The following is a 14,214-nucleotide window of genomic DNA, read 5'->3' on the forward strand; positions in this document are numbered from 1 at the left end:
GGCGGGGCGGCAATCAAGCGGCAGCGGCGCTAAGTCCGTGTTTTTTTGTCAGAAGTTGAAATTAAGTTTCAATGATCCAACAACTTGGCCTTCGTCCTGCGCTTCGAATTCGCGGCTTAGGTAGGTCGCGCCGTAAAAGAACGAAATCCCCGGAACTGGCTGCCAATTCACACCAGCCCTAGCGCGTGTGCGGGTGGGGGACGCAACATAGCCTTGGGACGACGGCAAAAACAGACTGTCTTTTACAGCCGCCACATCGCCGCCAAGCACGAAACTTACGCCTGTTTCGTCGTCTTGGGTGCCGCGATAAAGTTGCCCTGTTACAACATCGCGCAGCAGTACGTCGCTTTGTCCGACCTTTCCGATCAGCAGATCAGCCCCGGCGCGGACCATATCCTCTGCCCCGGCCTTCGCCTCGACAAAGGGGCGCAGGGTCGCGGTAGGGGTCATGCTGTAGGTATAACGCGCCTCTCCGCTGCCCTGAAAAGCGAATTGGTTCTTTAAGGCATTGCCGGTCGTCGGGCGTGGCAGGCTGAATGCGCGGTGGTATGCCGTCTGAAAGTCATCCAGCCCGGTTTGCGGACCGATCGCCAAAACATCGCCGCCAAGGCTAATCTCGGCTGGGCCAAGGTCATAATGGGTGTGGGCCCCGACGCTGATCATGCCAACATATGGGCGATCGCGGGTGCGGCGGGTGGGGGCAATGATTTCGGTGCGAAAACGATATTCCATCACCTCGCCAATGCCGCGCAGGTTGCCGTCATAGGGTTCTGCCGCGCGCAAGTGGCTGAAAACATAGCTTCCGGTGCGCCAGCGATCAAAGCCATCACCGAACAGATCGTTGTTAAACAGCCGGCCATTCCCGATAGACTGTTGGGCCGTCAAATTGCTTTGCGCGCCCGCCTGCCCGGCTGAAAAACCGGTAAATAATGCGCAAAAAAGGATTAGGGCCAAATGGCGCATGTCATGTCCTATCGTTCGGCCCCCGCCGTATTCCGCCTTGATAATGCAGGCGAGCTTACCTGCGCTAGCGTCCAGAATCCGACAGTCAGAATCATGGCGCTATAGCAACACCCGGTGCCCCGCTACTTCGCCTTAACTTGCAGCCATATGGGTTAAAAAGGCGTGAATAGCTTGCGTTTGTGTGCAGAAGCGGTTGGTATGACGATACGCATCTGCAGGCCGGTATGGCCGACTGATCCGACGAAAGGGACACCATGCCAACGACCCAGACCCAAGCGCCGGAAGCCATGGTTGACCATAATGCCGCCAAAGCCATTGTGACGGGACATTGCGCCGACCCCTTCGCGCAACTGGGACTGCAAGATCGCGGCGCGGGCCTGTTGCTGACCGTCTTTGTGCCGGGCGCAGATACGGTCAAGGTGCTGACCGGCAAGGTAGAGGCGGACATGACCGCGCTCCCTGATTATCCCGGCCTTTTTGTTGCAAGCTTGCCAAAGCGGCCAAAGACTTATCGTCTTCGGGCCAGTGCGCAGGGTCATACGTGGGACTTCGACGATCCCTATGCCTTTGGCCCTGTGCTGACGGATGACGACATTTACTACCTCGGCGAAGGCACGCACCAACGCCTGTGGGACGCGCTGGGCGCGCATGTGATGGAACATGAGGGCGTGCGCGGCACTCGGTTTGCGGTTTGGGCCCCCAATGCGCAGCGCGTGTCGGTTGTCGGCGATTTTAACCTATGGGACGGACGGCGTGCGCCGATGCGCAAACGCAGTGGCGGCGTGTGGGAAATCTTTATGCCCGGCATGGGTCCCGGTGATGTCTATAAATACGAGATCGTCGGCATCAATGGCGCGCGCCTGCCGCTGAAAGCTGATCCCATGGGCTTCGGGTCAGAGCATCCGCCGCGCACCGGATCGGTCGTGCGCGATCTGTCCGGCGCCAGGTGGCACGACGCGGATTACATGAAAACACGCGCTGCGGCGCAGAACATCGACGCGCCGATCAGCATCTACGAGGTCAATCTTTCAAGCTGGAAACGCGCGCCTGGCAACCGGCCGCTGTCTTATATCGAGCTTGCGTCCGATCTTATCGACTATGTCGCTTGGATGGGGTTCACGCATATTGAACTGATGCCGATCTCAGAGCATCCCTTTGACGGATCATGGGGCTACCAGCCTGTCGGCATGTATGCCCCCACCATTCGCCACGGCACGCCTGACGAATTCCGTGCGCTGGTTGATGCCGCCCATGCCAAGGGTCTGGGTGTGCTACTGGACTGGGTGCCCGGGCATTTCCCGATCGACGAACATGGCCTTGGCAATTTCGACGGCACCCAGCTGTATGAACACGCCGACCCGCGCGAAGGTTTTCATCAGGACTGGAACACCCTGATTCCGAACTTTGGCCGGAACGAGGTGGCGAACTACTACACCTCTAACGCTCTGTATTGGCTTGAGGAATATCACCTTGATGGCATCCGCGTCGATGCTGTCGCGTCGATGCTGTACCGCGATTACAGCCGCAAGCATGATGAATGGGTGCCAAACTACGACGGCGGCCGTGAAAACTACGAAGCCATCGCTTTGCTGCAAAACATGAACACCCTCACCTACGGCGAGGTGCCCGGCATCATGACCGTGGCAGAGGAAAGTACCGCCTTTCCCGGCGTGTCGCGGCCTGTGGAATACGGCGGGCTTGGCTTTGGGTTCAAATGGAACATGGGGTGGATGAACGACTCCCTGCGTTACATGGAGCTCGACCCGATCCACCGCAAACACCACCATCACGAGATGACGTTCAGCCTGCACTACGCCTTTGGCGAGAACTATGTCCTGCCGATCAGCCATGACGAGGTCGTGCACGGCAAAGGGTCGATGCTGCACAAAATGCCGGGCAATAGCTGGGAACGCTTTGCTAACCTGCGCGCCTATTACGGGTTCATGTGGACCCATCCGGGCAAAAAGCTGCTGTTCATGGGGCAAGAGTTTGCGCAGTCGCAGGAATGGAACCACAATCAATCGCTCGACTGGCATGAATGCGACGATGGCCGCCACAAGGGCGTCCAGATGTGGGTGCGCGACCTGAATAATTTCTACCGCGATACGCCAAGCTTGTATCTGAACGACACACGTCCCAGCGGATTTAGCTGGCTAGAGGCGAACGATGCCGACCGGTCCGTCTTTGCCTATGTGCGCCATGGCGGCGCGAATGATCCCAAGGTCGTGGTCGTCATGAACATGACGCCGGTGGAACGCCCCGGTTACCGCATCGGCCTGCCCGCAGGCGGGCGCTGGCGCGAGGCGCTTAATTCCGATGCAGAAGCCTACGGCGGCGGCGGTCGCGGCAATATGGGCGGCGTTTCGACGGAAAATATGCCGTGGATGGGGCAAGACTGCTCTGCCACAGTGAACATTCCGCCGCTGTCGACAGTTATATTCATTCAAGACATGTCTTAAGTTTTTTGGGAGGAAAACAATGAAACCCACGCCAAACACTCGCTTGTCCAACCGCGCATTGGCCTTTGTGCTGGCGGGGGGGCGGGGAAGTCGCCTGAAAGAGCTGACCGACAACCGCGCGAAACCTGCGGTCTATTTCGGCGGCAAAACGCGGATCGTCGACTTTGCCCTGTCGAATGCCTTGAACTCTGGCATCCGCAAGATGGCGATCGCGACGCAGTACAAGGCGCATAGCCTGATCCGCCACTGCCAGCGCGGTTGGGGGTTTTTGCGGGCGGAACGGAACGAATTTCTGGACATCCTGCCGGCGTCCCAGCGCATGGGCGAAACGAAATGGTATGTCGGCACCGCCGACGCGGTCACGCAGAATATCGATATCATCGACAGCTATGACATCGAATATATCGTCATTCTGGCGGGCGATCACATCTACAAGATGGACTATGAGATCATGCTGCAACAGCATGTGAACACCGGCGCAGACGTCACCATCGGCTGCCTGACCGTCCCCCGGATGGAAGCGACAGCCTTTGGTGTGATGCACGTTGATACCGACAGCCGCATCACCGACTTTCTGGAAAAGCCCAGCGACCCGCCCAGCATTCCCGGTGATCCGGATCATGCGCTTGCCTCGATGGGTATCTATATCTTCGACTGGAAATTCCTGCGCGAACGGCTTTTGGCCGATATGGAAGACGCCAATTCAAGCCACGATTTCGGCCACGACATTATCCCGCATGTCGTGAAACACGGCAAAGCCATGGCGCACCGCTTTAGCGATAGCTGCGTCACGACAGGGCTAGAAACAGAGCCTTACTGGCGCGACGTTGGTACGATTGATGCCTTTTGGCAGGCGAATATCGACCTGACCGAATTTACACCACCGCTGGACTTGTATGACAACGCATGGCCGATCTGGACTTATTCCGAAGGCGTGCCGCCGGCCAAGTTCATCCATAACGAAGACGGCCGTCGCGGCTCTGCTGTGTCGTCGATGGTCAGCGGTAATTGCATCATCTCTGGGTCAACAGTGACGGAATCGCTGCTCTTTACCGGGGTGCGGACGCATTCTTATGCCTCGCTTGACCGGGTTGTCGCGCTGCCGGATGTGCGGGTCCGTCGCAAAGCGCAGCTTAGCAATTGCGTCATCGACCGGGGTGTCGAAATCCCCGAAGGCTTGGTCGTGGGTGCTGATCCTGACCTTGACCGCGCCAACGGCTTTCGCGTGTCCGAAGGCGGTGTCGTTCTGATCACCAAAACGATGATCGAAGCCCTGAACGCCAAGAGGTAGCCCATGCCAGGTCGCGTCCTATCCGTCGCATCCGAATACGTCCCGCTGGTGAAAACCGGCGGGCTTGCCGATGTGGCGGGCGCGCTGCCCGGCGCGCTGCGCGGCCAAGGGTGGGACATGCGCACGCTGATCCCGGCCTATCCGGGCCTGATCGCCAAGGCCGGCGCAAAAGCGGTGGTTTGGTCTGATCCCGATCTGTTCGGCGGCCCCGCGCAGGTGTTGGCGGGGCAGGTGGCTGGTACTGATGTACTGCTGCTGGACGCACCGCATCTGTATGATCGCAAGGGTGGCCCATATGGCGATCCCGGCGATTTCCCCGATAACGCGAAACGCTTTGCCGCGCTGTCTTGGGTTGCTGCCCAGATCGCGCGGGACGGGCTGCCGGATGGCTGGTTGCCGGATATCCTGCATGGGCATGACTGGCAGGCTGGGTTTGCCCCCGCCTATCTGCGCTTTAGCGGCGATACGCGGGTCAAGACGGTGATGACGATCCACAACATTGCCTTTCAGGGCAACGCCCCTGCCGCGATGCTGGGGGCGCTGCGCCTACCGATTGAAGCGTTCAATAGCGATACGCTGGAATATTACGGCCACCTGTCCAGCCTTAAGGCCGGCCTTGCCACCGCCGATGCCATCACAACGGTCAGCCCGACCTACGCGGCAGAGCTGATGCGCGGCGATTTCGGCATGGGGCTGGAAGGGTTGATCGCGCACCGCAGCGCTGATCTTTACGGGATTTTAAACGGCGTTGACGACACTGTCTGGAACCCGGAAACCGATCCAGAGGTGAAACCATACGGCAAGACAACTTTGAAACGTAAAGCGGCCAATCGCGATGCCTTATTGGCTGAATTTGGTCTGCAAGACACGAGCGGCCCGCTGGCCATCGTCGTCAGTCGCCTGACCGATCAAAAGGGGATCGACATGATTGTCGATACCGCCGCAGATTTTGTGGGCATGGGCGGCACGCTGGCGATCCTTGGATCGGGCGAACAGCGCCTAGAAGAGGCGATGAAAGATCTGGTCAAAGCGCACCCCGGCAAGATCGGCCTGCGCATCGGCTATGACGAGGCATTGTCGCACCGCATGTTCGCGGGTGGCGACGCCGTGCTGGTGCCGTCGCGGTTCGAACCCTGCGGGCTGACGCAGCTTTACGGGCTGCGCTATGGCTGTGTGCCCGTCGTCGCACTGACAGGCGGGCTAGCGGATACGGTGATCGACGCGAATCCCATGGCGCAGCAGGCCAATGTCGCAACCGGGGTGCAGTTTCACCCCGTAGATGCGCTGGCCTTTGGGCAAGCGCTGCGCAAGTTGATGGAATTGCACGCTGATTCCAAGGGCTGGGCAGCCATGCAAAAACGCGGGATGTCACAGGCGCTTGGATGGGATACATCGGCGTTAGCTTATGCCCAATTATACGAGTCCCTGACCGCGTGAATGTGAACCTGAACAACGGTATCCCGACGAAACTGCGTGAACACTCGCTTGCTGCGGGTCGACCCAATCCGCTGGGTGCCACTTTTGACGGGCAAGGTGTAAACTTTGCCGTCTTTTCCGAACACGCCGAGGCGATTGACTTGTGTCTGTTCACCGACGATGGCCGCAAGGAACGCGCGCGCATCCCGCTGCTAGAACGCGACGGTGACATATGGCACGTCTATGTCGGCGGCGTCACGCCCGGCACGAAATACGGTTTTCGCGTTCAGGGTCCGTATGATCCGGAAAACGGCCACCGGTTCAATTACAATAAACTGCTGCTCGATCCTTATGCCAAGCGGATCGCAGGGCGGTTAAAGTGGTCTGACGCCGTCATGGGCTACCGCGTCGGCTCGCCCAAGGCGGACCTTAGCTTTGACACCCGTGACAGTGCCTTTGCGATGCCGCGGTCTATGGTCGTGGACCCGTCGTTCAACTGGGGTGATGATAAACCGCCTGCGATCAGCGCTTCTGACACATTGCTGTACGAGGCGCATGTCAAAGGCATGACCGCCCGCATGCCCGGCGTATCGCCGATGACGCGGGGCCGGTTTTTGGGCATGGCGTCCGAACCCGTTTTGGAACACCTGACCAAGATTGGCGTGACGACGGTGCAACTGATGCCCGCGCAGGCCTATGTCGATGATCACTTCCTCGCCAAGCAGGGGCTGAAAAACTATTGGGGCTATAACTCCATCGGATTTTTCGCGCCCGAACCGCGCTATATGACCGATCAGGGCATCTGGGAATTTCAGACTATGGTCCGCCGCTTTCACGCCGCCGGGATAGAGGTCGTGCTGGACGTCGTCTATAACCACACCGCCGAAGGCAACGAAATGGGGCCGACCCTGTCGTTCAAGGGTTTTGATAACCTGTCCTATTACCGGCTGGCCGAAGACAAACGCTTTTACGTCAACGATACCGGCACCGGGAACACGCTGCGCGTCGAACACCCGATGGTGCTGCGCATGATTATGGATTCCATGCGCTATTGGGTCGAGGTCATGCACGTCGACGGCTTCCGCTTTGACCTTGCGACCATTTTGGCGCGCGAAGAGTCCGGCTTTGACCGGCAGGGCGGTTTCCTTGATGCGCTGCGCCAAGACCCCGTGCTTGGCAACGTCAAGCTGATCGCAGAGCCGTGGGACCTTGGCCCTGGCGGGTATCAGCTGGGCAACTGGCCTCATCCGTTCCTAGAGTTCAACGACAAATACCGCGATAACGTGCGCAAGTATTGGCGCGGCGACAGCGGGATCGTCGCCGATCTGGCCAAACGCGTGGCCGGTAGCGCCGAACAATTCGACCATTCGGGCCGGGCTGCGACGTCTTCGATCAACTTCGTCACCGTCCACGACGGCTTTGTTCTGGACGATCTGGTCAGCTACAACGTCAAACACAATGCCGCCAACGGCGAAGATAACCGCGATGGCAAGGACGACAATTACTCTGACAACATGGGCGTCGAAGGCCCGACCGACGACGAGAAAATTCGCGCCGCCCGCGCCCTGCGCAAGCGCAATCTGCTGGCGACGGTGTTCCTGTCGCAGGGCACGCCAATGCTGTTGTCAGGGGACGAGATCGGGAACTCTCAGTGGGGGAACAACAACACCTATGCGCAGGATAATGACCAAGGCTGGGTGAATTGGAACAAGCCCGATCACAAGCTGCTGGCCTTTGTCGAAAAGCTGGCCGACCTGCGCCGCGCCCACCCTGTGCTGCGGCAATCGCGTTTTCTGCACAGCCGCGCCCGGCGCACGGATGGCAAGCCTGACCTGTTTTGGCGTATGCCCGATGGCCGTGCCCCCAGCGCCGAAGACTGGCAAAACCCGAATTGGCGCTCTTTGTCGGTCGAGGTGCGCACGTCATCCGATACCCCCGAATACGCCGCATCAAACGATGTGCTGTTCCTGACCTTCAACGCCGGGGATGAGGTGACGGTCAAAATGCCTGACCTGCCGCCTGATTGCTTGTGGGAACTTGTGCTCGACACCGCCGCGCCAGAGGACGGGCCGCAGTGCATCACGGGCACCTCTGCCAAGATCGCGGCGCAATCTGTTTGCGTATTTGCCCAAACGCCCGCCTGATCTAGCTGTCAGGCGTATGGAGGAACTGCCATGCACACCGTCACGACCCAACCGATCGAAGGGCAAAAGCCCGGCACATCCGGCCTGCGCAAAAAGACCCTCGTCTTTATGCAGGCGCATTATCTGGAAAACTTCGTGCAGTCCGTTTTTGATGCGATTGGCGGGGCTGCGGGTAAAACCTTTGTCGTCGGCGGCGATGGCCGTTATTTCAACGACCGCGCGGCGCAAGTGATCCTGCGTATGGCCGCAGCCAATGGCGCGGCGCATGTGATCGTGGGGCAGGGCGCGCTGCTGTCCACGCCCGCCGCATCCCACCTGATCCGCCTGAACAAGACCGATGGTGGCCTGATCATGTCCGCCAGCCACAATCCCGGCGGCGAGGATGAAGACTTTGGTATCAAGTTCAATGGCCCCAACGGTGGCCCGGCGCCTGAAGGGCTGACGGACAAGATCTTTGCGCGGACCACGGAAATCACAGCGTATCAGATCACTGACGCGCAGGATGTGGACCTGAATACCATCGGCACCGCCGCGCTGGGCGATATGAAGGTCACGATCGTTGACCCTGTCGCTGACTACGCCGCCCTGCTGGAAACCCTGTTCGACTTTGACGCGATCCGCGCGATGATCAAAGGCGGCTTCCGCATCAGCTTTGACGCGATGAACGCGATCACCGGCCCCTACGCGACCGAGATTATCGAAAACAGCCTTGGCGCAGCCAAAGGCAGCGTCGTCCACGGCACCCCGCTGCCCGATTTCGGCGGCATGCATCCCGATCCCAACCCAACTTGGGCGCACGAGCTGATGGCAACGATGAACGGCGCGGACGCGCCCGACTTTGGTGCCGCCAGCGACGGCGACGGCGACCGCAACATGATCGTCGGCCCGAACGTCTATGTCAGCCCGTCCGACAGCCTTGCTGTGCTGGCCGCCAACGCGCATCTGGCAAAGGGCTATACACAAGGCCTTGCCGGTGTCGCGCGGTCTATGCCCACCTCTGCCGCGGCCGACCGCGTGGCGGAAAAGCTGGGCATGCCGTGTTACGAGACGCCGACGGGCTGGAAATTCTTTGGTAACCTGATGGACGACGGCCGGGTGACGCTGTGCGGAGAGGAATCCTTTGGTACAGGCTCTGATCATGTGCGCGAAAAGGATGGCGTTTGGGCTGTGCTGATGTGGCTGAATATCCTTGCTAAGCGCAAGATGAGTGTCGCGCAGATCATGCAGGACCACTGGCAGACCTACGGGCGCAACTACTATTCCCGCCACGATTACGAGGCGATTGATAGCGACATCGCCAATACGCTGGTCGCCGATTTGCGCGCCAAACTGGCGGATTTGCCGGGGCAAACCGTGCAGGGCCGCACCATCGCAAACGCTGACGATTATTCCTACACCGATCCCGTCGACGGATCTGTGTCCGATCATCAAGGGATCCGTGTCATCTTTGACGACGGTGCACGCTTTGTGATCCGCCTGTCCGGCACGGGCACCTCTGGCGCGACGCTGCGCCTGTACCTAGAGGCGCTGGAACTGGACCCTGCGAATTTCGATCACGACCCGCAGGACGCGCTGGCCAGCATCATCGCCGCGGCAGAGGATGTCGCCGGGATTAAGGCGCGCACAGGCCGCAGCGGGCCAGACGTGACGACCTGATACGAAAACGCCGCCCCGTCAGGCGGGGCGGCGATCAATCAGCCAGCGAATTTCTTGTATTCGCCTTCGCTCATGAACTCTTCCAGCTCGTCCATATCCTCTGGCATGATGGCGAACAGCCAACCGTCGCCGACAGGATCGTCAACCAGCAGGCCGGGGTTCTTGGTCAGTGCTGTGTTCACGTCGGCGATCTCTCCTGCGATGGGCGCAAGGATGTCCGATGACGCCTTGTCGCTTTCGATCACGGCGCAATCGTCGTCGCGGGCAACGGCATCGCCCTCTTCGGGTAACTCGACAAAGGCGATCTCGCCCAGTTCTGCGGCAGCAAATTCGGTGATGCCGACGATGACCATGTCATCCTCGACGCGCATCCAGAGATGTTCCTCTGTGAACTTCATAGGGCAATCCTTTGTCAGCACCTGTTTTCACGTCAAAGAATAGGGACTGTTTGCGGGCGTTCAAGGACTTGCGCGCCGCTGTTCATCACGCAAAGCTGCGGTCAATAATTGGGCGGAGGAGGCCACAATGACCGACATCTATATCACAGGGGCTGCACGCACGCCGCTGGGCGCATTTCAGGGCGCATTTTCCAATGTCACAGCGCCGCAATTGGGCAGCGTCGCGATCCGCGCAGCGCTTGCGCGAGCTGGCGTTGATCCGGCTAGCGTAGAAGAGGTGCTGATGGGCAACGTCCTGCCTGCAGGGCTTGGCCAAGCGCCAGCGCGGCAGGCATCGCTGGGCGCGGGCATCGGGGTGGCGACGCCTTGCACCACAGTCAGCAAGGTCTGCGGGTCGGGGATGAAGGCCATCACGCAGGGCATGGACGCCATCCTTGCGGGCAATGTCGCGACGGTCGTCGCTGGCGGCATGGAAAGCATGACAAATGCCCCCTACCTGCTGCCCAAGGCACGGGGCGGCGCGCGGATCGGTCATGACGTGATGCTGGATCACATGATGATCGACGGGCTAGAGGACGCCTATGCCCGCACGGATAGCGGCGCGCGCCGGTCCATGGGCACTTTCGGAGAGGACTGCGCCGCAAAATACGGCTTTGACCGCGCGGCGCAGGACGCCTTTGCCATCGCCAGCGTCACACGGGCGAAACAGGCGGCGGACGCGGGGCTGTTCGACTGGGAAATCGCCCCCGTTATGGCGGGCCGCAAGGGCGATGTGCAGGTCAGCCGCGACGAAGGGCCGGACCGCATCGACACCGGCAAGATCCCTGGTTTGCGCGCGGCTTTTGCCAAGGACGGCACGATCACGGCCGCCTCTGCGTCGTCGATCAATGACGGTGCCGCAGCGTTGGTGCTGATGTCAGGTGATGCGATGCGCGCGGCAGGGGCCACGCCGCTCGCACGGATCGCGGGGCACGCGTCCTATGCAGGAGAGCCGGGCTGGTTCACCACCGCCCCGATTTTCGCCAAGCAAAAGCTGGCTGAAAAGATTGGCTGGGACCTGAAAGAGGTCGACCTGTTCGAGATCAACGAGGCCTTTGCCGTCGTCCCCATGGCCGCGATGGCCGACTGCGGTATCAGCCATGACCGCGTCAACGTGCACGGCGGGGCCTGTGCGCTGGGCCACCCGATCGGCGCATCTGGTGCGCGGATCGTTGTGACCTTGCTTGGTGCGATGCGGGCGCGCGGGGCAAAGCGCGGGATCGCCAGTATCTGCATCGGCGGTGGCGAAGCGCTCGCCCTCGCGCTGGAGGCTTAAAGGATCGCGAGCCGGATCGCGTAGGCGACGACGGTCAGGGCGGCAACGCTTGCCACCCAGATCGCCACGAACCACGCGATCCGCTGCCAGACAGGACCGGTTGCCATTAGTGGTACCCGGCTTCCGGGTCCAGTTTGCCGCGGAACACCCAATAGGCGTATGCGGTGTAGCCTAGGATCAGCGGAACCAAGACGACCGTGCCGACCAGCGCGAATTTCAGACTAGAATCCGGGGCGGCCACGTCCCAAATCGTCAAGCTGGGTGGTACCATCATCGGGTAAAAGCTGATGCCGATCCCGATAAAGCTGATCACAAAAAGCGCCATCGACGCAAGAAACGGCGCGACATCCCGCCCGTTCGCGATCCCGTGGAACAGCTTATAAACGGCAAAGGCCATGAAAAGGGGCACAGGTAGGGTGATCAACATGCCGGGCATGGTGAACCAACGCTCAAAATAGATCGGATTCTGGAAGGGCGTCCAGACGCTGACCAGCGCGATAAAGACCAGCGTCGCAATCGCCAGCGGCTTGGCCAGATCGCGCATACGGTGATGCACTGCGCCATCCGTTTTCATCATGATCCACGTCGCGCCCAGCAACGCATAGCCGATCACCACGGCGATGCCCGTCAGCATGGAAAATGGCGTCAGCCAGTCCCACCAGCCACCGGAATAGTGGCGGTCCGTCACCGCGATGCCCTGCACAAGCGCGCCAAGGGCAATGCCCTGACACAGCGCCGCCACGGTCGAGCCGCCAAAGAAAGCGATGTCCCAGACTTTCTTCCAACGCTCTGTTCGCCAGCGGTATTCAAAGGCCACGCCCCTGAACACCAGCGCCAGCAGCATCAATATGATCGGCATATAAAGCGCCGACATCACCACCGCATAGGCAAGGGGAAAGACGGCAAAAAGCCCGCCGCCGCCCAGCACGAGCCATGTCTCGTTCCCGTCCCAGATCGGCGCGACAGAGTTCATCATCGTGTCGCGGTCTTTTTTTGTGTGGGCAAAGGGAAACAGGATGCCCACCCCAAGGTCAAAGCCGTCAAGGACGACATAGGTCAGCACCGCAAAGGCGATGATGCCGGCCCAGATGAATGCAAGATCGAATTCCATTGTGATCGCTCCTTATTCGGCCGGGTGGGCGTCGTGGGTTTGCTGAACGGGTGTGATCCCCGCCGTGCGGATCGGACCGTCCCGCAGGCCAAGGCGCGGTGACGCCGGATCCTTACCCATCATGCGCAGAATATAGAATGTGCCCGCGCCGAAGACGAAGAAGTAGACGATGATGAAGGCGATCAGCGATGCAGCGACAGCCGGTGCCGCGACCGGGCCAAGGCTTTCGGACGTGCGCAGCAGGCCGTAGACGGTAAACGGCTGGCGGCCGACCTCTGTTGTGATCCACCCGGCCAGCACGGCGACAAAGCCCATGGGCCCCATGACGACAGCGGCGCGGTGCAGCCACTTGGTGTCATAAAGCCGCCCGCGCCAGCGCTGAATGCCGCCCCACAGGCCGATCCCCAGCATGGCAAAGCCGATGCCAACCATCACGCGGAAGCTAAAGAAAACAATCGCGACTGGCGGCTCGTCCTCGTCCGGGACGGTATCTAGACCATTCAGGGGTGCGTTTAGGTCATGCTTAAGGATCAGGGACGACAGCTTGGGGATCTCAATCGCGTAATCGACCCGCTTTTCTTCTTGGTTGGGGATGCCGAATAGGATCAGCGGCGCGCCGTCAGGGTGGCTGTCAAAGTGGCCTTCCATCGCCATTATCTTGGTCGGCTGGTGTTCCAGCGTGTTGATACCATGCGCGTCGCCCGCGCCAATCTGCAGCGGCGTCACGATCAGCGCCATCCACATCGCCATCGAGAACATCTTGCGCGTCGCTTTGTTTTCGCGGTCCTTCAGGAGGTGCCAACCCGCAACCCCGGCGACCACAAAGGCGGTCGTCAAATAGGCCGCCAAAACCATGTGAACAAGGCGGTAAGGGAACGACGGGTTAAAGATGATCGCCCACCAGTCCTCTGGCACGAACTGTCCGACGTCGTTCATGGAATAGCCCGCAGGCGTTTGCATCCAGCTGTTGACCGACAAAATCCAAGTGGCTGACATCAGGGTGCCGCCAGCAACCATGGCGGTGGCGAACATGTGCAATCCGTTGCCCACTTTTTCACGCCCGAACAGCATGATGCCCAAAAAGCCAGCTTCTAGGAAAAACGCGCTTAGCACTTCGTAGGCCATCAACGGGCCAAGCACTGGGCCGGTCTTGTCAGCGTATTCGGACCAGTTGGTCCCGAATTGGTACGACATAACGATGCCCGACACGACGCCCATGCCAAAGGCCACGGCAAAGATCTTTTTCCAGTAATCGAACACGATGCGATATGCGTTGTCGCCGGTGTAAAGCCACGCCGCGTTCAGAACGGCCAGAAAGCTGGCCAATCCGATCGAAAATGCGGGGAAAATGATGTGGAAAGAGATGGTGAACGCGAATTGGAAACGTGCCAGGATCTCTGCGTCGAAGCTACTGAGCATGGGCCTTGTCCTTGGTTTGACCACACGGGTGTGGGTTGCTGT

The 14,214-nt window shown here is 60.0% G+C and carries 11 protein-coding genes; 6 read left to right on the plus strand and 5 right to left on the minus strand.

From position 1 onward, the window contains the following. Positions 1 to 48: 48 nt before the first annotated feature. Positions 49 to 963, minus strand: a complete 915-nt coding sequence (locus BM131_RS03105) for a lipid A-modifier LpxR family protein (protein ID WP_090185492.1) — start codon at positions 961 to 963, stop codon at positions 49 to 51. 254 nt (positions 964 to 1,217) lie between these two features. On the opposite strand from BM131_RS03105, the gene glgB reads away from it, so the two are divergent. From glgB to BM131_RS03130, 5 genes are read left to right on the plus strand one after another with little or no spacing between them, the layout of a single operon-like run. Further along, positions 1,218 to 3,422 carry a 1,4-alpha-glucan branching protein GlgB gene (glgB, locus tag BM131_RS03110; protein ID WP_425434300.1) on the plus strand — a complete coding sequence of 735 codons (2,205 nt, stop codon included), beginning with the start codon at positions 1,218 to 1,220 and terminating at the stop codon, positions 3,420 to 3,422. Between the two features lie 19 nt (positions 3,423 to 3,441). Beyond that, the gene (gene glgC, locus BM131_RS03115) at positions 3,442 to 4,713 is read left to right on the plus strand and encodes a glucose-1-phosphate adenylyltransferase (protein ID WP_090185493.1); all 1,272 of its coding nucleotides are present in this window, start codon (positions 3,442 to 3,444) and stop codon (positions 4,711 to 4,713) included. A gap of 3 nt (positions 4,714 to 4,716) precedes the next feature. Next, on the plus strand, positions 4,717 to 6,150 hold the full coding sequence (gene glgA / locus BM131_RS03120) for a glycogen synthase GlgA (RefSeq protein WP_090185496.1): 1,434 nt from the start codon (positions 4,717 to 4,719) through the stop codon (positions 6,148 to 6,150). Next, entirely contained in the window at positions 6,096 to 8,273 is a 2,178-nt protein-coding gene (glgX, locus tag BM131_RS03125) for a glycogen debranching protein GlgX (protein ID WP_090185499.1), read from the plus strand. Before glgA ends, glgX begins: the two co-directional genes overlap by 55 nt. A gap of 30 nt (positions 8,274 to 8,303) precedes the next feature. Then, on the plus strand, positions 8,304 to 9,929 hold the full coding sequence (locus BM131_RS03130; protein ID WP_090185501.1) for an alpha-D-glucose phosphate-specific phosphoglucomutase: 1,626 nt from the start codon (positions 8,304 to 8,306) through the stop codon (positions 9,927 to 9,929). 38 nt (positions 9,930 to 9,967) lie between these two features. On the opposite strand, the gene gcvH is transcribed toward BM131_RS03130, so the two are convergent. Then, complete coding sequence (gcvH, locus tag BM131_RS03135) at positions 9,968 to 10,327, minus strand: glycine cleavage system protein GcvH (RefSeq protein WP_090185504.1); 360 nt, start codon at positions 10,325 to 10,327, stop codon at positions 9,968 to 9,970. 127 nt (positions 10,328 to 10,454) lie between these two features. Here gcvH and BM131_RS03140 point away from each other — a divergent pair, with 127 nt between their 5' ends. Next, entirely contained in the window at positions 10,455 to 11,642 is a 1,188-nt protein-coding gene (locus tag BM131_RS03140; protein WP_090185506.1) for an acetyl-CoA C-acyltransferase, read from the plus strand. On the opposite strand, the gene BM131_RS03145 is transcribed toward BM131_RS03140, so the two are convergent. From BM131_RS03145 to BM131_RS03155, 3 genes are read right to left on the minus strand one after another with little or no spacing between them, the layout of a single operon-like run. Further along, entirely contained in the window at positions 11,639 to 11,749 is a 111-nt protein-coding gene (locus tag BM131_RS03145; RefSeq protein WP_090185509.1) for a DUF2474 family protein, read from the minus strand. The two genes, BM131_RS03140 and BM131_RS03145, sit on opposite strands and share 4 nt — an antisense overlap. After that, positions 11,749 to 12,753, minus strand: coding sequence for a cytochrome d ubiquinol oxidase subunit II (gene cydB / locus BM131_RS03150; protein ID WP_090185511.1), 1,005 nt, complete (start codon positions 12,751 to 12,753; stop codon positions 11,749 to 11,751). Before cydB ends, BM131_RS03145 begins: the two co-directional genes overlap by 1 nt. Positions 12,754 to 12,765: 12 nt before the next feature. Then, positions 12,766 to 14,172 carry a cytochrome ubiquinol oxidase subunit I gene (locus tag BM131_RS03155; protein WP_090185514.1) on the minus strand — a complete coding sequence of 469 codons (1,407 nt, stop codon included), beginning with the start codon at positions 14,170 to 14,172 and terminating at the stop codon, positions 12,766 to 12,768. Positions 14,173 to 14,214: the final 42 nt, after the last annotated feature.

Source organism: Loktanella salsilacus (assembly GCF_900114485.1).
Classification (GTDB): Bacteria; Pseudomonadota; Alphaproteobacteria; order Rhodobacterales; family Rhodobacteraceae; genus Loktanella; species Loktanella salsilacus.